This window comes from Cobetia sp. 14N.309.X.WAT.E.A4, assembly GCF_030397495.1.
Classification (GTDB): domain Bacteria; phylum Pseudomonadota; class Gammaproteobacteria; order Pseudomonadales; family Halomonadaceae; genus Cobetia; species Cobetia marina.
This window is the reverse complement of the sequence record NZ_JAPNXT010000010.1, coordinates 47,333-71,763: the sequence shown is the minus strand read 5'-3', so window position 1 is coordinate 71,763 and position 24,431 is coordinate 47,333. Positions and strand designations below refer to the sequence as shown.

Below are 24,431 nucleotides of genomic sequence, written 5' to 3'. Positions count from 1 at the left end.
CCGAGCCTGGGGGCGCTTCCTGTCCGAACGCAAGCCTTCAGTCATCGATGAAGTCCTGGCTGCGATCGACCCCGAAACGTCGCTTGTTGCGATAGGGGTAGACATCGATCACCCGTCCCGCCGTGATGGCATCCTGCAGCCCCTTCCACCAGCTGGCCTGGAAGATTTCCGGATGCAGCTCGTAGAACAGCTTGCGCAGCCCAAGATCCGCGAACAGGAAGGGGCCGAATTCTTCCGGGAAGATGTCGTTCGGTCCCACGGAATACCAGGGTTCGCTGGCCATCTCCTGCTCAGGGTAGAGCGCTTCGGGAATCTCGCGGAAATTGCACTCGGTGAGATAGTTGATCTCGTCGTAATCGTAGAAGACCACCCGACCATGACGGGTCACGCCGAAGTTCTTCAGCAGCATGTCGCCGGGGAAGATGTTGGCCGCGGCCAGCTGCTTGATCGCATTGCCGTAGTCATTGAGCACGGCGCGCGTCTCATCCTCATCACACTGCTCGAGATAGAGATTGAGCGGCGTCATCATGCGTTCGGTATAACAATGCCGAATCAGTACCTTGTTGCCGCGCAGCGTGATGGAGGAGCTGCAGACCTCCAGCAGCTCGGCCAGGCAGTCGGGATCGAAATGATCGCGTCCGACGGCGAAATTGGAGAACTCCTGGGTGTCCGCCAGACGGCCGACGCGGTCGTGGCGCTTGACCAGACGATACTTCTGGCGCACCTGGTCGCGGCTCATGTCCTTGCTGGGCGCAAAGCGATCCTTGATCAGCTTGAAGACCAGTCGATAGCTGGGCAGCACGAAGACCGCCATCACCATGCCTCGCACGCCCGGCGCGATGATGAATCGGTCGGTGCGACTGGCGACATGGTCGTTGAGGCCACGGAAAAGCTCGGTCTTGCCGTGCTTGTAGAACCCGATGGCAGCGTAGAGCTCGCCGATGGGCTTGTCGGGCATCAGTGTCTGCAGGAAGCCCACCACCTCACCGGGCACCTCGATCTCGACCTGGAAGTAGGCGCGGGTGAAGGAGAAGATGATCGAGACTTCCTCGGGCTCGATGATCACGGTATCGAGATAGACGCCGTCGCGTTCGGTATGCAGTACCGGCAGCACCAGCGGCAGCGTCTGCCCGCCGCCCTCGATGCGTCCGATGAGGTAGGCCCCCTTGTTGCGATAGAAGACGCTGCGCAGCACCTCGAAGGTGGCATCGGAGGCCTCACGCACCTCGGGTGGCAACACCTCGAGCAGCATCTCGGCGCCCAATGTCACGTCGCGCCCCTGGTGTTCGAAGGCGATCCCCAGCGGGGCCTCGCTCAATACCGTGTCCAGCGCCCCTGCCCAATCACCCTCGACCGGCACACGGTGGCTGATGCTCATCCCGGAGTGGCGAGCTGGCGCCTGCCGGGAAGATGACACGAACATCCAGTCGTCCCGGATATGACGGTGGGAAAAGACACTGCAGAAGATGGAGTTGTAGAAGGTCTCGGCCAGCTTGTAGTCCAGGCGCTGATCGATCAGCGTCATGTAATGGCGTCGGGCCTCGCCCCACAGGGTGCATTCGCTCAGACGCTCAGGCTCGAAGGCGCGCGCCAGGCGCTCCATGGTCGCGGCGACCTTCTCGTCATAGAGGTTGATGCGTGCCGCCGAGGCCTGCTGTGCCTCACGCCAGTCGGCCTCGATGAAACGCCGTCTGGCATCGCTGGAAATCTGCTTGAAGCGCGAGCGGTATTCATCAAAGCCATGCAGCACCGTCGCCGCCAGACGTTGGCCCTGCTGACCATTGCCACGTTCATCGACATCATTGTCCATCACCGCCCCCCTGCCCTTGGGTCATCCGACATCCTCAGAGCATGCGGACAGTTTCCCTGTCAGGCGAGACGACAATGGTCGCGGGCCGTCAACTCTCGATGACGTTCCACTCACGCACGCCAGCGCTGTCCCGTCATGCCATTTGAGGATTACCGGCCCTGAAACGCATAACGCCACCTCGCGACAGGCGAGATGGCGTCGGGATTCGCGGATGTCAGCAGGATCCGGGCTTAGAGCTCCCGGCCCAATGAGGCCGCAGTCTCGGTGGCAGTCTGAACACGGCGCTCGGCTTCGAAGAGGTCTTCTGCCATGCCGGCCTGCTCCGAGTCCATGTCCAGCGCATCGATACGCGTGGCCTGGAAGCGATCGCGCTTCTCATCCAGCCCCGCGAAGTCGAACAGCTCACGGTCCGCCAGGTGCGAGGGTGCCACGGAAGTGACGGCACGGAACATGGTCTCGAGCCGCCCGGGATGCTGCGTCTCCCAGTCCTGCAGCATCTCCTTGACCACCTGACGCTGCAGGTTCTCCTGAGAGCCACACAGGTTGCAGGGAATGATCGGGAACTGACGCGCCGTGGAATAGGCTTCGATGTCCGATTCGCGGCAATAGGCCAGCGGACGAATGACGATATGCCGCTGATCATCCGACAGCAGCTTGGGCGGCATCGTCTTGAGCTTGCCACCGAAGAACATGTTCAAAAACAGCGTCTCGAGAATGTCATCGCGGTGATGGCCAAGGGCGATCTTGGTCGCCCCTATCTCGGTGGCAAAGCCGTACAGCGAGCCACGCCGCAAGCGTGAGCACAGCCCACAGGTCGTCTTGCCCTCGGGCACCTTCTCCTTGACGATGGAATAGGTGTCACGCTCGAGAATGTGGTATTCCACGCCCACTGACTCAAGCCATGCCGGCAGCACGTGCTCCGGGAAACCGGGCTGTTTCTGATCCAGATTCACCGCCACCAGACTGAACTGGACCGGCGCATTGCGCTGCAGGTTCATCAGGATGTCCAGCATGGTGTAGGAGTCCTTGCCACCTGACAGGCACACCATCACCTTGTCGCCATCGCGGATCATGCCGTAATCCGTGATGGCGGTGCCGACATTGCGGCGCAGCCGCTTCTGCAGCTTGTTCAGCTCATGCTTGGCATCCGCTGCGTCATGCGTGCGGGAGGTGGCGTCAGTTTCAGGTGTGAACATGGGGCATCAGACAGGCAGTTTGGGAGGGCACACAGTCTAGCATCGGCCAGTGTCACGTCACAGAGGCGGACGGCCTGCCGCAATACGCAAGACGCCCGCAGTCAGCGGGCGTGGGGGGATTCTTGCAGACGACGGGAAGCGATCAGAACAGCCGCAGGACTTCCAGATAGCGGATGACCACTCCGCCCAGCATCACCATGATGCCGAAGCGCTGCAGTCGGAATTCGAGCGCGGTGAGCGCCAGCTTGCGAGACCAGAACATCAGTACTCCCCGGACATCCTGGGTACGACGGATGTAGAGGGAATAGGCAAACAGAACGATGGCAAGGCCAATGATCAATAACGTGTTGGTCGCGATCAGCATGTCGCACCTCGTGGGCAAGAACCCTGAATAGGCAAGAAAGGCAACAGCGCGTGGTGCCCAATCTGAAACCGGGCCTCAGGCAGGTGCCCAAGGCCCGGTGCCATCACCTGGCGTAGTGATGGCGATCCCGAGAGTGCATCCGTCATCGCGCAGGGCGAAGCGTTCACATCCCTCGGGCCTGACTGGGGCTGGCTGACAGCAGGTCTTCGTCGATCATGACCTCTGCACGCTGTCGCTACCCCGTTATGATTATCAAGCTGCTCGGTAATGCATCCTGCATGGCTGACCGTGTTGCTGGTCGGTACTGCACTGGCGTGTAATCCGGTTCGACAAGGGCTCGCGCATGCCTGTCACGATGAGGAAAAGCAGCGTGGCGTCGTCGTATGGGGCCAGTGTGGCCAAGCTGGTGATGTCTTGCCATTGGACATTCCGGCAACAGACCTTGGTTTATTAGCCAAGAGGTTTAACAACGACAGGGCCATCAATCGCAGGGCCATCAACCACAGGCTCGTCGCCCGGGCGACGCATGGACCAGGTGGTTCAGGCTCATGAGCCTGAACAGGCATCGTGACGTGGCACGACTTGAGTGACCGGCAGCATCAGGCGCTGCGCCATCATGGCGCTGGTCACGGCATCCCCCAGCGCAGTGTGCCGCCCGATCACCGGCACCTGCAGCGCCTCGGCCATGGCCTCGAAGCGCAGGTCCGGCGCGGCCTCGGGCTGAGCGTGACGACAGCGCTTCAGGTAGTCGCGCGCGAGATCATGACGCAGATTGGGCAGGTCGAAGCCGAAACGTGGCCGCAGGTGGCGATTGATCACCGCGACATCAAAATCGATGCACCACCCCACCAGCGGGCGATTGCCGATGAAGGCCAGCAACTGGTGCAAGGCGTCGCCGAGCGCCTCGCCACCATGCAGGTCGATTCCGCGCAGGCGATGAATCCGGATGGAGTCACCGCGCAGGCCTTCCGGACACTGGAGCTGCAACGACAACGCGCTGGCCGTCCTCACCCGGCGCGCATCGAAACGTACCGCCGCCAGCGAGACCAGCTCGGCACGCTCGACATCGAGACTGGTGGTCTCGCAATCCAGTGCCACCCGCTCTCCCTCATGTTCACTGGCGTGCCAGGGTCTGAACAGCTCGGCAAACTCGCCATGCCCATGGCGGCGGCGGTCTGCCGCACGACGTAGCTGCTGGAACATGCCATCTCCTTGCGGCGCTCGGCCGCGCGTCAGTAATCCAGGTGATAACGATGGGTCAGGCGCTGCTTGAAATCCTTGACCCGACTCAAGGCATCGCGCAGCAGGTCCCGCTCCAGCGAAGACAACGACTGGGTGATGATGAGATTGGCACTGGCAGTGCTGGCGTTACCCCGTGCCTCGGACAGCTCTTGCTCAGCGTGTCTGCCAGCGTTGGCCGGCGCCTCCTCGAGATGCCGCAACTGCTGACGCAGACGCAGTTCGGAGAACAGCGACAGGGCCTCAGACAGATCTTCGCTGTCGCTGGCCTCGATACGCCCCTCCTCTACCAGCGCCTCAAGACGCGCAAAGGTGCCGGTCGCCATCACGCCACGCTCCAGCGCCATGGTGCGTACCCCATGCACGATGGGAAAGATGCCGCCCTTCTTGATGTCGATGCCATGGCGGGGTGAGCGCAGTGAGCCGAACAGCGTCAACGGCGTCGAGAACCGCAATGCCGGGCGCGCGAAGTGCGACAGCAGCAATTCATCACGTCGGGCATGCTGCACCAGGTGTCCGCGCAGACTGTCGACCAGCTCGGCATTGCCACCGCTGGCGCGTGCATCGAAGACGATGGCTAGATTCATCAGCGCCTCCCCATCGCGTCCGGCACACCAGCGCGCCACCTTGCCGCGCCAGCGGGATTCGGTCGCGACCCACTCTGGATTGGAGACCATGATGTTGCCTGGACACGGTGGATAGCCGAGGCGTGCCAGGGTAGCGCTGAAGGTCTGCATGGCGTCGCTGCAGTCTGGCCATTGATGTCCATCAGCGAGAATCAGCCCGTTGTCCTGGTCGGTCTTGAGCATCTGCTCGCCACGCCCCTCACTGCCCATCAGCATCAGACAGCAGGAGACTCGGTGCTGCTCTTCCACCAGCAGGGCGAAGGTGCGCTCGATCAGACGTCCATTGAGGGCGCTGAGCAGTGCCATGGCATGGCGCAGATGCGCGCCCTGGAGAACCAGCGCGCGGACCAGCTCCGGCAGGCGAGCACTGGCCAGCGCCAGCGCCTCCAGATCCGCCGCGCGCTCGATCTCGAGACTGACCAGCTGGCTACGATTGGAGAAGAAGCCCAGCACATCGGTCAGCTCGATGACTCCGACCACCTTGGCATCGGCAGCGAGCGATTCCTGCACCACCACGCGGGCGACCCGATGACGCGTCATCTGGACCAGTGCCTGGAACAGATAATCCTCGGCGGTGACCGCCACCAGCGCGAAGGTGCCCAGAGGGGCGAGACGATGCGTGGCAGGGAGTCCCTCCAGCACCAGTGCGTTGAGCAGATCGGTGCGCGTGACCACGCCACAACGGCCCTGTACCTCGATGATCAGACTGTCAGCACCAGCCTCTCCCATGGCCTTCACGCCTGTCTCGATGCTGCTGCTGGCTGGCATCACCAGTGGCGGACGCATGCAATCCATCACCCTCGCCAGCATGAAGCCTGTCTGGTCCCGGCTGCTGCCGAGTCGGGTGTCCCGATACGCCGCGAGCAGCCGGGCCTTGTCACGCAGGCTGTGCTGGAAATACTCCTCGAACCCGGGATTGTCTTCACACAGCTGACGGAAGTGGTCGGCCGGCAATTGATAGCAGAGCGTTTCCTGCTCGCAGACGAAGCGTGTCCGGCATTCGCCGTTGAGCAGGGTCAAGGCCCCGAACAGATCTCCCTTGCTGTAATGCCCGATGCGCAGACTCAGCCAGGCGTCGTGACCCTCACGTCGCGCCTGCTCCAGGGTGGCGGTGTCCGGCAATGGCGTTTCTGCCGCCAGCTCGACCACCTCGCCCTTGTGGATGATGAAGAGCGCCTCTCCCACCGCTCCCGGTATCAGCGGTTGCTCCAGGGCCGCGAAGTACTGCAGGTCGACGTTCTCGGCCAGGCGTGCCCGGCTGCGCTCATCCAGCAGGCTGAACGGCGGCTCGCCGAACGGAATTTCGACTAATGTGGCTTGCATGACACGACTCCACTGGCTCCCCGCCCCGAAGGGCACGGATCATCAAGCCATGAGGCCCCGCCTGCGAATGCACGACGGGGCCTCGGGATATGTAGGGCCTGACCCGCAGACCGAGAGGTCAAGCGGGCCAGGCGCTGTCGTCAGGGATCAGTGATCCACTGCCGTTCCTGCCCCGCGCGGCACGCGGATGTCCTCGACGATATGCTGGATGTGCTCGGGCGGCGGCGGTGTCACCTTGCAGACGACGACCGCGACGACGAAGTTGAGCACCATGCCCAGCGAGCCGATCCCCTCCGGCGACACGCCCAGCAGCCAGTACTCCGCCGTGTTGAGCTCCGGCGAGATGAACTTGAAGTAGACGATGTAGCTGAAGGTGAACACCAGCCCGACCAGCATGCCCGCGATGGCGCCTTCCTTGTTCATGCGCTTGGAGAAGATCCCCAGCAGGATGACCGGGAAGAAGCTCGAGGCCGCGAGACCGAAGGCAAAGGCCACCACCTGCGCCACGAAGCCTGGCGGATTGATGCCGAAGTAACCGGCGATCACGATAGCCACCGCTGCCGCCATGCGAGCTGCCATCAACTCCTGTTTCTCGGTGATGTCTGGCTTGAAGGTCTTCTTGAGCAGGTCATGCGAGATGGCCGAGGAGATGACCAGCAACAGCCCCGCTGCCGTCGAGAGCGCCGCCGCCACGCCACCTGCCGCCACCAGCGCGATGACCCATGCCGGCAGATTGCCGATTTCCGGGTTGGCCAGCACGATGATGTCGCGGTCGATGTAGACCTCGCTCTCGTTGTCGGTGGGCGTGTTGCTCACCAGACGCTGACCATACTCACCACGAGCGGCCTGGCTGTCGGCGTCGCCTTCATAGCTCGGCTTGCCCGCGAAGGGGTCACCGCCGCGCATCTGGATGATGCCGTCGCCATTCTTGTCGACCCAGCCGATCAGACCGGTGTTCTCCCAGTTGTAGAACCAGCCCGGCAGTTCCTCATAGGCTGTCTCGTTGACGGTCTCGACCAGGTTCACCCGCGCAAAGGCACCCACGGCCGGCGCAGTGGTGTAGAGCAGTGCGATGAAGAACAGCGCCCAGCCAGCGGAGATACGCGCATCCCTGACGGTCGGTACCGTGAAGAAGCGCACGATGACGTGCGGCAGACCCGCGGTCCCGCACATCAGTGCCGCCGTGATGAAGAAGACATCGATGGTGGATTTGGAGCCTTCGGTGTACTCGCGGAAGCCGAGGTCGGTCACGACCTGATCCAGCTTCTGCAGCAGATAGACGCCGGTATCGTTGCCCTGTGCATCCACCAGCGTGCCGCCGAAGCCGGTCTGAGGCAGCACGTGTCCGGTCATCATGATCGACAGGAAGACGGCCGGTACCAGGAAGGCGAAGATCAACACGCAGTACTGCGCCACCTGGGTATAGGTGATCCCCTTCATGCCACCCAGAACGGCATAGAAGAAGACGATCGCCATGCCGATGACGACACCGACGTTCACGTCCACTTCAAGGAAGCGCGCGAAGACGATGCCGGTGCCGCGCATCTGACCCGCGACATAGGTGAAGGAAATGAAGATGACACAGACCACCGCCACGGTACGTGCGACGCTCGAGTAATAACGGTCACCGACGAAATCCGGCACCGTGAACTTGCCGAACTTGCGCAGATACGGTGCCAGCAACATCGCCAGCAACACATAGCCACCCGTCCAGCCCATCAGATAGACGGAGGCGTCATAGCCCACATAGGCGATGATGCCCGCCATGGAGATGAAGGAGGCGGCAGACATCCAATCCGCAGCGGTGGCGGCCCCGTTGGCGATGGGGTGGACCCCTCCGCCCGCCACGTAGAATTCCTTGGTAGAGCCGGCACGCGACCACACCGCAATGCCGATGTAGAGCGCGAACGAGGCGCCCACGAAAAGGTACGTCAGTAATTGAACATCCATTGGCGTTGTCCTTGGCGATATCGATCATCTTGTTGTCGTGAGAGATGAAACGCTCAGTCCTGTTCCTTTCCTGCAGAGCCGTTGCTGGAATTCATCGCAGACCTGCCCACGGAAGCGGTTCAACACCGCTCATTGCTCATGGAGGTCGAAGCGTTCATCCAGCTTGTTCATCGAACGGGCGTACAAGATGATCAGCGCGAGGAAGAAATAGATCGCCCCTTGCTGAGCAAACCAGAAACCGAGTTTGAAACCGAAGAACTGGATATTGTTGAGGACATCCACCAACAGGATTCCGCATCCATAGGACACGACAAACCAGATCACGAGATACCCCATGATCAGTCTGATATTGGCGGCCCAATACGCCTTGGCATTCTCTTCCTTCATGACGGAGTTCTCGCATTGTTATTGTGATTGGCGAGAGACCCATCGGCGATGAACCGATGAATGGTCTCCATTGACTGAATCATTCGTCCTCATGGAGTGAGTGATATTCCCTGCGTCTTGCGTTGCTTATCAGGAAACTTGGCGACTCGCTTCTGACAGTAGCCAAGGGGCCAGCTCATCGCAGGCTGACTTTAGTCGAGAGCATGAGCATCCGCTTGAAGACCTCATGACGCCTCTCATCAATTCCTTAAATAACAGATACTTGAAAGATAAACTAAAGACGCACTCCCTTGGTCTATTGGCCAAATGAGTAACGAGACATTCTCGTGACGCGTCGGAAATGACGGTGAGACGGTCCCGCTCTTTCGTCATGTCACTGAAAGAAAGCGGCGCAATTTTCTGCCGGAGACACCTCAGGCCGGGTGAGAACGGACGAGCGAGAGCGGACATCTTGTCGTCTGATGGCCAGGAGGAAGCCCCGAGCGGCCTGCAAGGCTTGGGACTCATGGCCGGGCCTGCGTAGAATGGCGCTTCCAGAGAGGAGAGCAACATGTTCCAGGGGTGGTGGCTAATCGCAGTGGCGCTGGGCTATATCGCGGTACTGTTCATGATTGCGTGGCGAGGGGATCGCAACGCCAAGAAGCACGGGTCGGCCAGTCGCCGACCGGCAGTCTACAGTCTGGGGCTTGCGGTCTACTGCACCAGCTGGACCTTTTACGGCAGTGTCGGCCAAGCCGCGACCAGTGGCTGGAGCTACCTGAGCATCTTCATCGGGCCGATCCTGACCTGTCTGCTGTTCTGGCCGATCCTCTTGAAGATGATTCGCGTCGCCAAGCGACAGAACATCACCTCGATCGCCGATTTCATCGCCTCGCGCTACGGCAAGACGCAGTCACTGGCCGTGTTTGCCTCGCTGGTGGCACTGGTCGGCACCCTGCCCTACATCGCCCTGCAACTGAAGGCGGTGTCGAGTGCCTATCAGGTACTGACCGACACCAGTGACGTCACGCGCACTGCCTGGCTGGGGGATACCGCCTTCTATGTCGCGGCGGTGATGGCGATATTCGCCATCCTGTTCGGCACGCGGCATACCGATGCCACCGAGCACCATGTCGGCCTGTTGCAGGCCATCGCCTTCGAATCTCTGGTCAAGCTGATCGCCTTTTTGACGCTGGGCGCCTATGTCACCTGGGGCATGTTCAATGGCCTGGGGGATCTTTTCACCAAGGCGGACACCTATCTGGAGCTCCAGCAACAGCTCGAGAACCAGACCTTCGGCTCCGGCTTCTGGGCCCAGACATTGCTGGCGATGCTGGCCATCTTCTGCCTGCCGCGCCAGTTCCATGTCGCGGTGGTCGAGAACACCCACCACTCGGATGCCCGCCGCGCCCGCTGGCTGTTCCCGATCTATCTGATCGCCATCTCCTTCTTCGTGCTGCCCATCGCCGCCGCCGGCCTGACGATGTTCCCGGATGGCTCGGTGTCACCGGACAGCTTCGTGCTGGCACTGCCGATGGCGGCAGATCAGACCTGGTTGACCCTGCTGACCTTCATCGGGGGCTTCTCGGCCGCGACCGGCATGGTCATCGTCGCGGCGGTCGCGGTCTCGATCATGATCTCCAACGAGATCGTCATCCCGCTGCTGTTCCGTTTGCGCTGGTTCGATACCGAAGCCCGCGACTACAGTCATATCGTGCTGCTGGCCCGCCGCCTGACCATCGTGATGATTCTCGGCCTGGCCTACGGCTTCTATCTGCTGATCGCCGAATACAGCACGCTGTCAGCCATCGGGCTGCTGTCATTCGCCGCCGTGGCCCAGTTCGCGCCCTCTCTGCTGGGTGGGCTCTACTGGAAGCGTGGCAATCGCCTGGGGGTCATCGTCGGCCTCAACCTCGGCTTCGCCGTCTGGGCCTGGACCCTGCTGGTTCCGGCACTGGCCCAGGCAGGCCTGATGCCCGCCGACATGGTCAATTACGGTCCGCTCGGCATCGACTGGCTCTCGCCGCATGGCCTGTTCGGCTTCCGCTTCAGTGACCCGCTGACCCACGGCGTGATGCTGTCTCTCGGCCTCAACCTGTTCGGCTATATCTTCGTCTCGCAGATGACGCCGCAACGCGTGGTCGAGCGCATCCAGGCATCCTTGTTCGTCGATAGCGTCGAGACGCGTCAGACCAGCGTCTCGCGCCCGTGGACCGGCTCTACCTCCGTCTCGGACCTGCGCGTACTCTGTGAGCGCTTCCTGAGCCATGAGCAGGTCGAACGCGCCTTCGAAGATTACGCACGCCGCAGCGGCCAGCCGCTGGAACTCCACGGGCGCGCGTCAATCGACCTGATCCAGTTCACCGAGCGCTTCCTGGCTTCCGTGCTCGGTGCCTCCTCGGCGCGGATCGTGGTCAACTCCGCCCTGCAGGGACGCGGCATCGGTATCTCGGATGTCATCTCCATCGTCGATGAAGCCTCACAGGTGCTGGAATTCAACCGCGCCCTGCTGCAGGCCACCATCGAGAACATCCACCAGGGCATCAGCGTGGTCGACCAGCACATGCGCCTGGTGGTGTGGAATCAGCGCTATCTGGACATGTTCCGCTTCCCTGACAACCTGATCCGTGTCGGCGCCCCGATCGATCGCATCTTCCGTTACAACGCGCACAATGGTGAATATGGCCCGGGCGACCCGGAAGAGCATGTCGATCAGCTGCTGGACGCCATCCGTGACGGCGAGCCGCATCGCTACGTGCGCTATCGCCAGGACGGCACCGTGATGGAGATCCAGGGCAACCCGATGCCCGGCGGCGGCTTCGTCTATACCTACCAGGACATCACCCAGCAGAAGCGCACCGAAGAGGCGTTGATCCGCTCGGAAAACAACATCCGCATCTACACCGACAACGTGCCGGCGCTGATCGCCTACTTCGACAAGGAGTGTCGTTACCTCTTCACCAACCGCGCCTATGAAGCAGTGATGGGCATCGACCGTACCGCCGTCATCGGCGAGCCGGCCGAGGCGGCGATGCCTGAAGACATCTATCGCCAGCGCGCCCCCTGGATGACGCGCGCCCTGGCGGGGGAACGCGTTTCCTTCGAGATCTCGCTGGAAGCCCCCGAGGGCGGTGTGCGTTACATGCTGGTGACCTATACGCCGCACTTCAGCGGCAAGGGCAACATCCTCGGCTTCTTCGCGCTCTATCAGGACATCACCGAACGTCGCCTGGCCGAGATTGCCCTCAAGGAAACCAACGAGAATCTGGAAGAACGCGTTCGCGTGCGTACCCAGGAGCTGTCACAGGTCAACGAGGCATTGCGTACCGAGAACCGTGTGCGCGCGGAAGCCGAGCAGGCACTGCGTCAGGCCAAGCAGCTGGCCGAGGATGCCAACGCCTCCAAGACGCGCTTTCTGGCCGCGGCCAGTCATGACCTGCTGCAACCCCTGAATGCCGCACGTCTGTTCACCTCCGCTCTCGCCCAGCAGGTGGAAGGCGAGATGAAGACCACCACCAATCACATCGACAACTCGCTGCAGGCCGCCGAGGAGCTGCTCAGCACCCTGCTCGACATCTCCAAGCTCGATGCCGGCGCGCTGGCGCCACGTCGCAGCGTGTTCCGCCTGTCGGATATTCTCAAGCCGCTGAAGGCCGAGTTCGAGGTGATGGCGGAAGACCGAGGGCTGGACCTGAAGGTGGTGATGACCCAGCTGGCGGTGGATTCTGACGGCCAGATGCTGCGGCGCATCGTGCAGAACTTCCTGTCCAACGCCGTGCGTTACACCCGTCAGGGCCACGTACTGCTGGGCTGTCGCCGCCTGGGGGATCGCATTCGCATCGAAGTCTGGGACACCGGCCCCGGCATCCCCGAGTCCAAGCTGACCGAGATCTTCCAGGAATTTCGGCGTCTCGATCAGAGCGAGCGTCACAAGGAGAGCGAGAAGGGGCTGGGGCTGGGCCTGTCGATCGCCGAGCGCATGAGTCGCGTGCTCGATCACCCGATCACGGTGCGCAGCTGGGTCGGTGTGGGGACGGTCTTCGCCGTCAGCGTCCCGATCAGCAAGACACTGCCGGCCGCTGAACAGCCGGATGCCGTCCCGGCCCGCAAGCGCGCCGGCAACAAGCTGACCGGCACCCGCGTGCTGTGCATCGACAACGAGAGCCTGATTCTGGAAGGCATGAAGGCGATGCTGTCCGGCTGGGGCTGCGAAGTCTTCACCGCCACGTCCATCGGTGGCGCCAAATCCGTGATTCGCAATCTGGATGGTGATCCGGATGCCATCCTCGCCGATTATCACCTCGACAATGAAGTGACCGGTCTGATGGCGCTGGATGCTCTGGATGAACGCCTGGCAGGCTCCGTGCCCGGCATCGTCATCACCGCGGATCGCACTGACGAAGTCGCCGAGGAGGTACGCCGTGCCGGCTATCACCTGCTGCTCAAGCCGGTGCGTCCGGCGGCGCTGCGCGCACTGCTGACGCGTACCCTGCAGGCCAATCGTGCCGAGAAGCATGCCAGCGGTACCTCGGATGAGACAGGCGGAGCCCCGGAGAACGGCGATGGCTGATCGCGGGTGGATCGCGCAGCGCCTGTGAACGAGCAGGCGCTGTATCCGCAAAAAGCCCGCCCTGTCAGTGACAGGGCGGGCTTTTGTCTTTCCGAAGCAGAATCATGCTCATCGAACGGGATGCATCATCCCGTCAATCACAGCCACTTCAGGAGCGAACCTTCGGCGGCTCGACTTCCAGACGCTGCGCCGCGATGACGGCCTGGGTGCGGGAATGCACGCCAAGCTTGCGCAGAATGGCGGTCACGTGCGCCTTGATGGTGGCCTCGGACACATTCAGCTCATAGGCGATCTGCTTGTTGAGCAGGCCTTCCGTCAGCATGTTGAGCACGCGGAACTGCTGTGGCGTCAGCGAGGCGATCGCTTCGGCAAAGCGGGACTCATCTTCGCTGGACTCGCCCATGGCTTCGGCGATGTCCGTCGGCAGCCAGACTTCGCCTTCGAGAATCTCGCCGATCGCCTCGGCGATCACATCCAGACTTGCGGACTTGGGGATGAAACCGGAAGCGCCATAATCGATGGCGCGGCGCACCACGTAGGGCTCCTCGCTACCGGATACGACGGCGACCGGGATATCCGGCGTCTGACCACGCAGCTGGATCAGGCCTGAGAAGCCATGGGCTCCCGGCATGTGCAGGTCCAGCAGGATCAGATCAGCATCGGGGTGGCGGGCAACGATATCGTTGGTCGCGTCCATGCTGTCGGCTTCGACAATCTCTGCCTGTGAGGCCACTTGCCTGAGTGCCTGCGTCAGTGCGGCACGAAAGAGCGGATGATCGTCTGCAACGATGAACTTCTGGGCAAAGGCCATTGAGTCTCCTCCAAAACCCCGATGGTGATCATCACCGACCTTCCTGGCCGGTCAATGATCGCCGTTATTTTCTGGCATGTTACCCCATGGAACGCGCGTTTAACAAAGCAGCCCACCATCGGGAGACATACTGATGTTTCGCTCGGGGAACACGAGTATCGCACGGATTGCCCAATGATGAGTGGACAATGCACAAGTGAATTCTGACAGCATCCTGCGGATGGAGAGTCAGACCACCCTAACCGCAACGCGACTCGCATGCCAACCGACCAGTGCCACACCGGCAATAAGCAAAAAACCCATGAGGCTGGCAGCGTCCGGCACTTCCCCCCAGATCGCCCAGCCGGCCAATGCGGAGAACACGATGGTGAGATAGGAATAGATCGACACTTCCCCCGCGGGCGCCAGCCGATAGGCCGTGGTCATCAGGATCTGGCCACCGGCCGCGAAGACCCCGATCCCCAACAGGGCCAGTGCCTGTGGCGCACTGGGCATCACCGGATTCATCAGCATCGGCACCAGGGTGACGATGCTGGAGACCAGCGAGAAATGTAACACGATTGTCGCGGAAGCCTCACGCCCTCGCAGCGCCCGAATCAGTGTGTAGGCAGCACCGGCCAACATGGCCGAGCCCAATCCGACCAGCGCCGGAAACAGTGCCTCCACACCTCCCTCGGCGAACGCCAGCTGCGGCTTGATGACCAGAGTCGCCCCCACGAAGGCAATCAGCATGCCTACCAGCCGCCAGCCGCCCAGGCGCTCTGCCAGAAACATGCCGGCAAACAGCATCACGAAAAACGGCGACAGCTTGTTTAGGATAGTCGCATCCGCAAGCAGCAGGTGATCGATGGCGTAGAAAAAGCTCATCACGCCGCCAAGCCCGATCAGCGAGCGCGCCAGCAACAACGGCTGATGGTGCCAGTGTCCCAGCAGACGAGCGCCCGCCATGCGAACCATCACGACGGCAACCACCAGGCTTACGAGATTGCGCACGAAGACCTTCTCGAACAGCGGCAAGTCACCGCTCAACTTGACCATCGCCCCCATCAACGCGAAGGAGATCGCCGACAGGCACATCAGCACGACAGCGCGTGGACGGTTCTCGCCCTCGGTGGATGACGATGATGCAACCTGTGAGGAAGTGGCGGGCTGAGACGTGGCGCAGGATGCATCCGACTTGCCTGCTGACATGGGGGCTGCCTTGATCATGAAGTGAATGAGGAAATGCTCAGGGAGGCCATCAGGCCCACCTGTCGCATGCGGGTTGTCGCATCATTATCAAGTCAGCCGCTCATCGATGGCCAACCTTTCCTGCTTCAGACACGGCCAGAATGTGCACGAGACAGGCACCCACGAAACAGGTACCCACGAAACAGGAGCGCATGACCCGGACGCACACGAAAAAAAAGCGCGGGAGCCAGGCTCCCGCGCTTCGATGTCGCGACGTGTCTCGTCAGGCCTGCATGGCCGCCATCCGACGAGTTCAGCGGTTGGCGCGATGCTCGATCAGATCATCCACCACCGTCGGGTCCGCCAGCGTCGAGGTATCCCCAAGACCGTCGGTCTCGTTGGCGGCGATCTTGCGCAGGATACGCCGCATGATCTTGCCGGAACGCGTCTTGGGCAGTCCCGGTGCCCACTGGATGACATCAGGTGACGCGATCGGCCCGATGTCCTTGCGCACCCACTGGGTCAGAGTCTTCTTGAGCTCATCGCTTGGCTCAATGCCATCATTGAGCGTCACGTAGATGTAGATCCCCTGCCCCTTGATGTCGTGGGGATAACCGACCACCGCGGCTTCGGCGACCGCCTCATGCGCGACCAGCGAGGACTCGATCTCGGCCGTGCCCATGCGGTGCCCGGAAACGTTGAGCACGTCGTCGACGCGTCCGGTGATCCAGTAATACCCATCCTCGTCACGGCGGCAGCCATCGCCGGTGAAGTACATGCCAGCATAGGTGGAGAAATAGGTCTGCACGTAACGCTCATGATTGCCCCAGATGGAGCGAGCCTGCCCGGGCCAGCTGTCGAGAATCACCAGATTGCCTTCGGTGGCTCCCTCGAGAATGTTGCCCTCGTTGTCGACCAGCGCCGGCTGCACGCCGAAGAACGGCAAGGTGGCGGAACCCGGCTTGAGATCCGTGGCACCCGGCAGCGGCGCGATCATGATGCCGCCGGTCTCGGTCTGCCACCAGGTATCCACCAGCGGGCAGTTGCCCTTGCCGATCACGCGGTGGAACCACTCCCATGCCTCAGGATTGATCGGCTCACCCACCGAGCCGAGCAGGCGCAGGCTGTCGCGGGAACTGGAGTCCATCACGCCATCACCGTGTGCCATCAGCGCGCGCACGGCAGTCGGGGCCGTGTAGAGAATATTGACCTGATGCTTGTCGACGATCTCCCCCATGCGCCCGTGAGTCGGATAGCTGGGCACCCCCTCGAACATCAGCGTGGTCGCGCCGTTGGCCAGCGGTCCATAGACGATGTAGCTGTGCCCTGTCACCCAGCCGACATCCGCCGTGCACCAGTAGATGTCGCCATCGTGGTAGTCGAAGACGTAACGATGGGTCATGGCCGCATAGAGCAGATAGCCGCCCGTGGTGTGCTTCAGCCCCTTGGGCGTGCCGGTGGAGCCGGAGGTGTAGAGAATGAACAGCGGGTCTTCCGCGCCCATCGCTTCTGCCGGGCAGTCGCTGGACTGACGGTCGACCAGCTCGTGGAACCACAGATCACGACTCCCCCAGTGCACGTCACCCCCGGTACGCCGCACCACCAGCACGTGGTCGACGCAGCCGGTGCCATCGCGCTCCAGCGCATCGTCGACATTCTCCTTGAGCGGCACTCGCTTGCCACCGCGCAGCGATTCATCGGCGGTGATCACGATACGCGAGCTGGAATCGGCGATCCGTCCTGCCAGCGCGTCCGGCGAGAAGCCCCCGAAGACCACCGAGTGCACCGCGCCAATGCGGGTACAGGCCAGCATCGCCATGGCCGCTTCGGGGATCATCGGCATGTACAGGGTGACCACGTCACCACGCCCCACGCCCAGTTCCTTGAGGCCATTGGCGAACTGGCTGACGCGCGCATGCAGCTCGCGATAGGTGATCGACTGGGACTCGCTGGGGTCATCCCCTTCCCAGATGATCGCCACCTGGTCGCCACGCTCCTCGAGATGACGATCCAGACAGTTGTGGGCCACGTTGAGCTGACCATCCTCGAACCAGCGCACATCGACATTCTCAGGGCCGAAGTCGGTACTGCGTATCACCGAGGGCGCCTTGAACCAGTCCAGCGACTGCGCCTGCTCGGCCCAGAAATCCTCGGGTGCCTCGACAGACTGCTGATACATGGCCTGATAGCGCTCACGATCTACCCATGCACGGGCGGCAACATCAGGCTTGACCGGGTGGACCTTGGCATCTTCGCTCATTGTTGTTCGACCTCTGGAAGTTGGCGGGCGACACGCCTCGGGCTGCCTCATACGACACGGGTACGCTGCGGACGAGTCATGGCTAGTCCGTTTCAGCTTAAACCCAAGCATGGGGGGGCCACACACTAGACCTTGGTAGACAATTTTTTCCCAATAATTTCAACTATTTATCAACAAATAACACCAAGGTCACAGCGACTTTCGCCGCAGAAAACCCGCACTCCAGAGGGACTGAGCGCGCCACGGCGGCATTGAAAACGGGAGGCAGGACAGCACGGAAGGCGATGGCAGGCATCAGGAATCGCTCAATGGCCCCTTGAGCGCTTTCCCGCACTGCCGGCATCGGTAACGCTGCCCACGAAGCGCATTGGCATGTCGACGATGACTCAGATAGTGCGGTGTCTCGCAATCGCATCCGTAGGCCCAGGGCATCGGACTCGCGCGGGAAACATCCATGCGGTGGGTCACCTCAGGTGCGACACCATAGAGATTCGTCATGACCTGCTGCCACTCCGGGCCATGCGGCTTGACCCGCTGGCCGCGCGCGCGCTCCACCACTTCCATCACCACCCAGTGCGCCACCTCATGAGGGACGGTCTGGCTCAGGAAGTGATGGCGGTTCTCGCACAGCAATTGCCAGTTGAAGCGCAGGCGCTGGCGCGCCGGTTCGGCTGTCCCGGCAGTGCGTCCTCTGAGACGACAGGACACGGCGGGCATGCGCATCTCGGGATAGTGCGCACGTGCGCGCGCCAGACAGGCCAGCACACGGGATTGCAGCATGGCATGCAGTTGCGGCTCGCTGAGGGCATCCAGTGTCTGCTCATCGGCCAACGGCAGGGGGTCGGCGACCGCATCACCGAGACACGCCAGCACATGGTCGACGGGAAAGCGATATCGACTGACGACACTGCCATCCACGGCGTGCGCGACACGGGAACAAGACATGAGACGACCCCTTGATGCCAGACGATCGAGGTGAACGGCAACCGCTGAAGAAAGTGGAGAATTCGACGATTCAGGGGCTTTCGTGGCGACGAAAACCCTTGCCACGAGATGATACACTAGCCACATTCGCAGTGGCCGCGACGCCCTGCCCGACTTCTATCCCGCATGTGAGACCTTCCCCATGGCCGAGCCTGTCCAGACCCAGCCGTTGCTGGATGATGAATCCCTCGACATCCTCGATGAGTTCCTTGAATCCGACCTTGTCGGCCCGGAAGCCCTCGACATCATCAGCGCGCATGGCTTCATGCTGGCACTGGCCATCGCACCACGCGAAGTGCCTTCCAGCCTGTGGCTGCCGGAGCTGTTCCAGGGGCAGCCAGCCTATGAAAGCCCCGAGCAGGAAGCCCAGGTGGTCGCGCTGTTCGAGCAGATGCGCGCCAATGCCATCGACGCCCTCGAGCACGGCATCCTGCCTGAGCTGCTGTTCGAGCTGGAACTCGGTGGCCTCGACCCTGTCGAGACGCCGATCGGTGACTGGTGTGCAGGCTTCATGGAAGGTGTCTTCATGGACGAGGAAGCCTGGTTCGGGACCCAGGAAGAGACCGCGGCCGAGCTGCTGCTGCCTTTCATGGCCATCTCGGGCGTATTCGACGATGAAGACCCGGAGATCGGCGAGCTGATCGCCGACCCCGTCGGTGCCCAGCGCTTCGTCAACCAGCTGCCGGAACTGCTGTTGGATCTCTACCTGCTCTATCGCGTGCCGCCGGAAAGCCCCAAGCCATCACCGCGCCGCAAGGGAGCCGCAACGCCGGGCGCCGCGGGCATTCCGCGTGGCAAGCATGCGGGCGGCAAGGGCAGTGGCAAGGGCGGCGCGAAGAAGCCTGCTGGCAAGGGTGGCGGCAAGAAGCGCTGAGCCCCCGCCATCCCCCTCTTTGCGCCGCGCAGCGCCAGACACGACAACGCCGGACGCCCCTTGGGGTCGTCCGGCGTTGTCGTGTCACGAAGCAGTGTCTGACATCCGTGAACTGGCTAGCGCAGCCGCGTCACCAGGCTATCCAGGGTGCCATAGCCCCACTCGCGACAGCGTTGCGCCAGAGAGCGACGCTGCCAGGCAGCCCGGGTGATCTCGACGCTGCGCGCGAAATGCTGCTCGAACAGCGCCGCCACCTCCGCCGCGAAGCGATGGTCCTGCACCTCCTGATTGGCCTCCAGATTCCATTGCAGGCTCCAGTGATCGAAGTTGCATGACCCCAGCGTGACCCAGTCATCCGCCAGCGAGAACTTGGCATGCAGGAAGCGCGGCTGGAATTCATGGATCCGCACGCCCGCCTTGAGGAGACTCGCATAGAAACGCTGCCCCGCAGAACGCACGCCGGGATGGTCGTGATGCTGTCCCGCGATCAACAGCTGCACATCGACGCCGCGCCGAGCCGCCCGCTTGAGGCGTCGACGCATGCTGAAGGTCGGCACGAAGTAAGGCGTGCAGATCCACAGCCGCTTGCGGGTGCTGCTGGCCTGATGCTGGAGCGAGTGGCGAATCGCCTGATAACGAAATCCATGGCCCCAGACGACACGCCCGCGCATCCCCAGATATCCCGTGACGACGTTGACCGCATTGATGTTGACGCTGCGCACGGCCTCACGACGCCCCTGCCCCTCGCTGGCAGCGGAATCCCAGACCCGCGCGAACAGCCTGACCCAGTCACGGATACAGGGCCCCTCGATGCGTATCGCCACTTCTGACCAGGCCTCGGCAAACTCATCGACCGCCCCGAAACCGCCGGTGAAGCCCACCTCGCCATCCACGACCAGCAGCTTGCGGTGATCCCGCGTCAGGTTGCGACCGAACCGCCACCAGCGAATCGGGTTGTAGAAGCGCAGGGCGATGCCGGCCTCGGTCATGCGCTGGCGATCCGCCTCCTCGAGCCCCAGCGAGCCGAAACCATCCAGCAGCACCAGTACATTGACGCCACGCTGGCACGCAGCGCTCAAAGCCTCGATCAGGACCCGACTGAGGTGACCGCTTTCGGCCAGATACAGTTCGAGCAGTATCGAGTGACGTGCGGCTTCCACCGCCTCCAGCATGCTGGGCAGAAAGCGCGCCCCCTCCGGCAGCAGGGTAAATCGATTGCCTGAACGCCACATTCCGAGCATGACATGCCTCCCGTCGCTCCCGCACTGGGCAATGACAGCCGATATCGGCGTCATCGAACAGAATGCGTATAATGATCAATATCATGCATGCGGCGACCCAACGTCGATATCCTCGGATCGCCACTCCCGCATCCTGTGAGTCAACGCAAACGATCCTGCTTGTGACAGCGTCTCACCATCGAACTTTTCGAGTACACCTGCGAGGCTCCGCCATGTCGCCCGTCACCCTGTTATTGCGCCCTCTGCGCAACCTCAGCCGCCGTCTGCTGGACAAATGGGTGGAGCTGCGCGCGGTGGAACCCGACATCAACGCGCTGGACCACAGTGCCCTGAATCTCGACCCCGACCTGCCGGTGGTCTACGTCTTCCCCTATCAGGCGCTCTCCGATGAACTGGTGATCGAGCAGCTTTGCGAGGGGCGTGGCCTGCCATCTCCCACTCTGCCCTTGAGCATAGGCGACATGCGTCTGAGTCACTCGCGGTTGCGCCTGCTGCGTCACTCACGCAAGGGCAAGGGCCTGCTCTCCCGACGACTCGCACAGCTGATCGAGGCACTGGAGAACGCCCCGGATGAGGTCGAGGTCCAGCTGGTACCGGTCAGCGTGTTCTGGGGGCGTGCGCCGGGCAAGGAATTCGGCTTCTGGAAGTTCATCTCCGCTGACAGCTGGCGTGTCACCGGGGTATTGCGTCGCGCCATCGCCATCCTCGTGCATGGTCGCTCGGTGGATGTGCACTTCGGCCAGCCGCTCAAGCTCCACGAGGTGCTGCGCGAAGGTCCCGAGGATCAGGCGCTGGCGCGCCGGCGCATCGCTCGTCTGCTGCGCGTGCACTTTCGTCGCGTGCGCACCCGACTGCTGGGGCCGGACCTCTCGCATCGCCACACCATGATCCGCAATCTGCAGAAGGCGCCCGCCGTACAGGACGTGATCAGCGAGCTGGCCCGCGACCAGAACCAGCGTCCCGCGCGTCTCGAGAAGCGCGCGTTGAGATACGGCCGCGAGATCGCCTCCAACATGGGCTATCCCGTGCAGCGCTTCCTGGCTCACGCCCTCAAGCGCTTGTGGCACAAGCTGTATGACGGCATCGAGATCCGCGGCATGTCGCGCGTCAAGGCGATCGCCGGGGACTGCGAGCTGATCTATGTGCCCTGCCATCGCAGCCATATCGATTATCTGCTGCTGTCCTACGTGCTGTTCCACGAAGGGCTGATGACGCCGCACGTGGCAGCCGGCAAGAATCTCGACATGCCGGTGATCGGCCCGATCCTCCGGCGTGGCGGCGCCTTCTTCCTGCGCCGCAGCTTCCGTGACAATCGCCTCTATGGCGCGGTCTTCGATGAATATGTCCACCAGCTGATCACCCGCGGGCACCCGGTGGAATACTTCATCGAGGGTGGACGCTCACGCACGGGCCGCATGTTGCCGCCACGTCCGGGCATGCTGGCGATGACGCTACGTTCCTTCCTGCGTGACACGCGCCGCGAGGTCGCCTTCGTCCCGGTCTACATCGGCTACGAGAAGGTCTTCGAGAGCCTCAGCTATCAGCGTGAACTGTCGGGCGCCAGCAAGAAGAAGGAGTCGCCGCTGGATCTGATTCGCGTGCTGGGGCAGCTCAAGCAGCCCTTCGGCAAGGTCTATCTCAACATTGGCGAGCCGCTCAAGCTGGGGGCCTGGCTGGACGAGACCACTCCCGAGTGGCAGGCCAGTCGCCACCAGCGGCGTCCGGAATGGCTGACCAGTGCCGTGCCGCGACTGGGCAACGAGATCGCCACGCGCATCAATGCCGCCGCGGCCCTCAACCCTGTCTCGCTGTCGGCGCTGGTACTGCTTTCCACCGCACACCACGCCATCGAGTCCAGCCTGATGCAGCGCCAGCTGGCCATGCTGGTGCGGCTGGCCGGCAAGCTGCCTGGCCGGCAGGACCACAGCCTGCCCGAAGGCACGCCGGAAGAATGGATCGCGCACTGTGCGCACCTGGGGCTGGTCACCCTGCGCCCCCAGCACCTCGGTGAGCTGGTGATCGCCACACCGGAACAGGCCAGCCTGCTGACCTGGTACCGCAACAACGTCCTGCATCTGCTGGCGCTGCCGGCGCTGATCGCCTTCGCCTTCCGCAACACCGCCCAGTACACCCTGCAGGCGCTGGATGAGCAGATCAGCCCGGCCTGGCCCGTACTGGTACGTGAACTGTTCGTGCCGGAAGCCCCGGAGCTGAAAGGCGATATCGCCGCCACCCTCGCGCTGCTCAGCGACGAGGGCCTGCTGGAACACCAGCCGGCAACCGAGAACACGCCCGAACGCTGGTCGCGTCCGGTCGCAAGCCAGGAATCCTCCGAGCAGCTGCGGCTGCTGGCCCAGCCGGTCCAGCCGACGCTGGAGCGCGGCTACCTGCTGATCGCGGCCTTGCTGCAACACGGCAGCGGCACGCTGGATCGCGAAGCCCTCGAGACCCACTCCGGCGCGCTGGCAGAGCGGCTGACGCTGCTCTCGGGCCTCAACGCGCCCGAGTTCTTCGACAAGCGACTGTTCCGCGGCCTGCTGGATACCCTGCTGGAGCTGGACTTCATCTGGCTGGACGACAACCGCCTGTGCTTCGGCGAAGCGCTGGAAGACCTGCAGACCCGTGGGCGCGACCTGTTCGACCCGGCATTGCGCCATCGCTTGCAGCATGTGCGCCTGCGCGATACGCCGGACACGCCAGAGGACAATGCTGACTCGGCTGACGAGCCACGCTGACAACGGTGCCACGCCATCCCTTCGCATGAACGACAGGACCCCGCTCGCGGCAGACGCGAGCGGGGTCCTGTCATCTTCAGAGCGGTCATGCACGTCAGGGTGCATCACCCGGCCTTCGCGGCTAGCGCAGCGCCTGCTTGACGTAGACGTCGTAGCGGCTGGTCTTCTCCTCCACCACATGACTCGGCGCGATGCCGCCGATCGGCTCAGCCTTGCGCGGACGCTTGACCACCACCCGATGGGTCGCGACCTCCAGTGCCGAATCCAGCAAGGCCGGCGCATCCGCGTCATCCCCCGCCAGGGCACGGAAGAGCCGCATCTCCTTCTTCACCAGCGCGGACTTGTCACGGTGCGGGTACATCGGATCCAGATGCACCACCTGCGGCGGCTGATCCCACAGCGCGACGAGCTCTCCCAGATCACGCGAGGCATCCCCCTGCAGCGCCTGCATGCGTAGCGCGATCTCGCGTATCTCGTCGTCTGCACAGCCCTGCGCGCGGGTCAGGCCATCGACCAGGATCGCCGCCGTCGCGGCGACACGCTCGATCATCAGCACCGGCGATCCGAGACTTGCCAGCACGAAGGCATCGCGCCCCAGCCCGGCGGTGGCATCGACGATGCTTGGCAGCACGCCGCGATTCAGGCCACAGGCCCGCGCGATCAGCTGATTGCGTCCCCCGCCGAAACGCCGGCGGTGGTCCGCCCGACCAGCGACGAAATCCACATGCAGCGGTTTGCCGTACTCGCGCTCGTCACCGGCGATCACGACCCGCGGTACGCCCTGCTCGTCCTGCGCCACCTCGAGCCGCAGAGCCGGCAACGCATCATCGTCCCGGATGGCGATCCCGAAGTGCGCCGCCAGCATGGCGAGCTCCGGATGCACCGCCAGCTGCGAGCGAGCGATGGCGATCA

At 62.8% G+C, this 24,431-nt stretch carries 16 protein-coding genes; 3 read left to right on the top strand and 13 right to left on the bottom strand.

Annotated features, from left to right (window positions below; genetic code table 11):
• Positions 1-37: 37 nt before the first annotated feature.
• The 7 genes from aceK to OW493_RS13560 form a co-directional block, all read right to left on the bottom strand.
• Complete coding sequence (gene aceK / locus OW493_RS13590) at positions 38-1,810, bottom strand: bifunctional isocitrate dehydrogenase kinase/phosphatase (protein WP_077380112.1); 1,773 nt, start codon at positions 1,808-1,810, stop codon at positions 38-40.
• 230 nt (positions 1,811-2,040) lie between these two features.
• Positions 2,041-3,006: a tRNA 2-thiocytidine(32) synthetase TtcA gene (ttcA, locus tag OW493_RS13585; RefSeq protein WP_289864419.1), complete on the bottom strand. Its 966-nt coding sequence runs from the start codon at positions 3,004-3,006 to the stop codon at positions 2,041-2,043.
• Positions 3,007-3,148: 142 nt separating this feature from the next.
• Positions 3,149-3,370, bottom strand: a complete 222-nt coding sequence (locus OW493_RS13580) for a hypothetical protein (protein WP_077380116.1) — start codon at positions 3,368-3,370, stop codon at positions 3,149-3,151.
• Positions 3,371-3,916: 546 nt separating this feature from the next.
• On the bottom strand, positions 3,917-4,573 hold the full coding sequence (locus tag OW493_RS13575; protein ID WP_077380118.1) for a 3'-5' exonuclease: 657 nt from the start codon (positions 4,571-4,573) through the stop codon (positions 3,917-3,919).
• Positions 4,574-4,602: 29 nt separating this feature from the next.
• Complete coding sequence (locus OW493_RS13570; protein WP_289864415.1) at positions 4,603-6,558, bottom strand: DUF294 nucleotidyltransferase-like domain-containing protein; 1,956 nt, start codon at positions 6,556-6,558, stop codon at positions 4,603-4,605.
• A gap of 147 nt (positions 6,559-6,705) precedes the next feature.
• On the bottom strand, positions 6,706-8,508 hold the full coding sequence (locus OW493_RS13565) for a sodium:solute symporter family protein (RefSeq protein WP_077380122.1): 1,803 nt from the start codon (positions 8,506-8,508) through the stop codon (positions 6,706-6,708).
• Positions 8,509-8,637: 129 nt separating this feature from the next.
• A complete protein-coding gene (locus tag OW493_RS13560; RefSeq protein ID WP_077380124.1) occupies positions 8,638-8,895 on the bottom strand; it encodes a DUF4212 domain-containing protein in 258 nt (85 codons plus the stop codon).
• Positions 8,896-9,445: 550 nt separating this feature from the next.
• Between OW493_RS13560 and OW493_RS13555 the strand changes: the two genes are divergently transcribed.
• Positions 9,446-13,444, top strand: coding sequence for a NahK/ErcS family hybrid sensor histidine kinase/response regulator (locus tag OW493_RS13555; protein ID WP_077380126.1), 3,999 nt, complete (start codon positions 9,446-9,448; stop codon positions 13,442-13,444).
• 148 nt (positions 13,445-13,592) lie between these two features.
• Here the strand turns inward: OW493_RS13555 and OW493_RS13550 are convergent, their stop codons facing one another.
• The 4 genes from OW493_RS13550 to OW493_RS13535 all read right to left on the bottom strand — a co-directional run bounded on the left by OW493_RS13550 (position 13,593) and on the right by OW493_RS13535 (position 18,630).
• Positions 13,593-14,255 carry a response regulator transcription factor gene (locus OW493_RS13550; protein ID WP_077380128.1) on the bottom strand — a complete coding sequence of 221 codons (663 nt, stop codon included), beginning with the start codon at positions 14,253-14,255 and terminating at the stop codon, positions 13,593-13,595.
• Between the two features lie 228 nt (positions 14,256-14,483).
• Entirely contained in the window at positions 14,484-15,446 is a 963-nt protein-coding gene (locus tag OW493_RS13545; RefSeq protein ID WP_240704366.1) for a DMT family transporter, read from the bottom strand.
• A 292-nt stretch (positions 15,447-15,738) separates the two neighbouring features.
• Positions 15,739-17,685 (bottom strand): acetate--CoA ligase, encoded by a 1,947-nt coding sequence (gene acs, locus OW493_RS13540; RefSeq protein WP_136939662.1) that lies wholly within the window; start codon positions 17,683-17,685, stop codon positions 15,739-15,741.
• A gap of 294 nt (positions 17,686-17,979) precedes the next feature.
• Complete coding sequence (locus OW493_RS13535) at positions 17,980-18,630, bottom strand: SprT-like domain-containing protein (RefSeq protein ID WP_167592963.1); 651 nt, start codon at positions 18,628-18,630, stop codon at positions 17,980-17,982.
• A 181-nt stretch (positions 18,631-18,811) separates the two neighbouring features.
• Here OW493_RS13535 and OW493_RS13530 point away from each other — a divergent pair, with 181 nt between their 5' ends.
• Complete coding sequence (locus tag OW493_RS13530; protein ID WP_077380132.1) at positions 18,812-19,543, top strand: YecA family protein; 732 nt, start codon at positions 18,812-18,814, stop codon at positions 19,541-19,543.
• Between the two features lie 116 nt (positions 19,544-19,659).
• Here the strand turns inward: OW493_RS13530 and OW493_RS13525 are convergent, their stop codons facing one another.
• Positions 19,660-20,784 carry a phosphatidylserine/phosphatidylglycerophosphate/cardiolipin synthase family protein gene (locus OW493_RS13525; protein ID WP_289864409.1) on the bottom strand — a complete coding sequence of 375 codons (1,125 nt, stop codon included), beginning with the start codon at positions 20,782-20,784 and terminating at the stop codon, positions 19,660-19,662.
• 212 nt (positions 20,785-20,996) lie between these two features.
• Here OW493_RS13525 and plsB point away from each other — a divergent pair, with 212 nt between their 5' ends.
• Positions 20,997-23,519 (top strand): glycerol-3-phosphate 1-O-acyltransferase PlsB, encoded by a 2,523-nt coding sequence (plsB, locus tag OW493_RS13520; RefSeq protein ID WP_141392096.1) that lies wholly within the window; start codon positions 20,997-20,999, stop codon positions 23,517-23,519.
• Between the two features lie 121 nt (positions 23,520-23,640).
• Here the strand turns inward: plsB and OW493_RS13515 are convergent, their stop codons facing one another.
• Positions 23,641-24,384 carry a class I SAM-dependent methyltransferase gene (locus tag OW493_RS13515; RefSeq protein ID WP_077380216.1) on the bottom strand — a complete coding sequence of 248 codons (744 nt, stop codon included), beginning with the start codon at positions 24,382-24,384 and terminating at the stop codon, positions 23,641-23,643.
• Positions 24,385-24,431 lie beyond the last annotated feature (47 nt).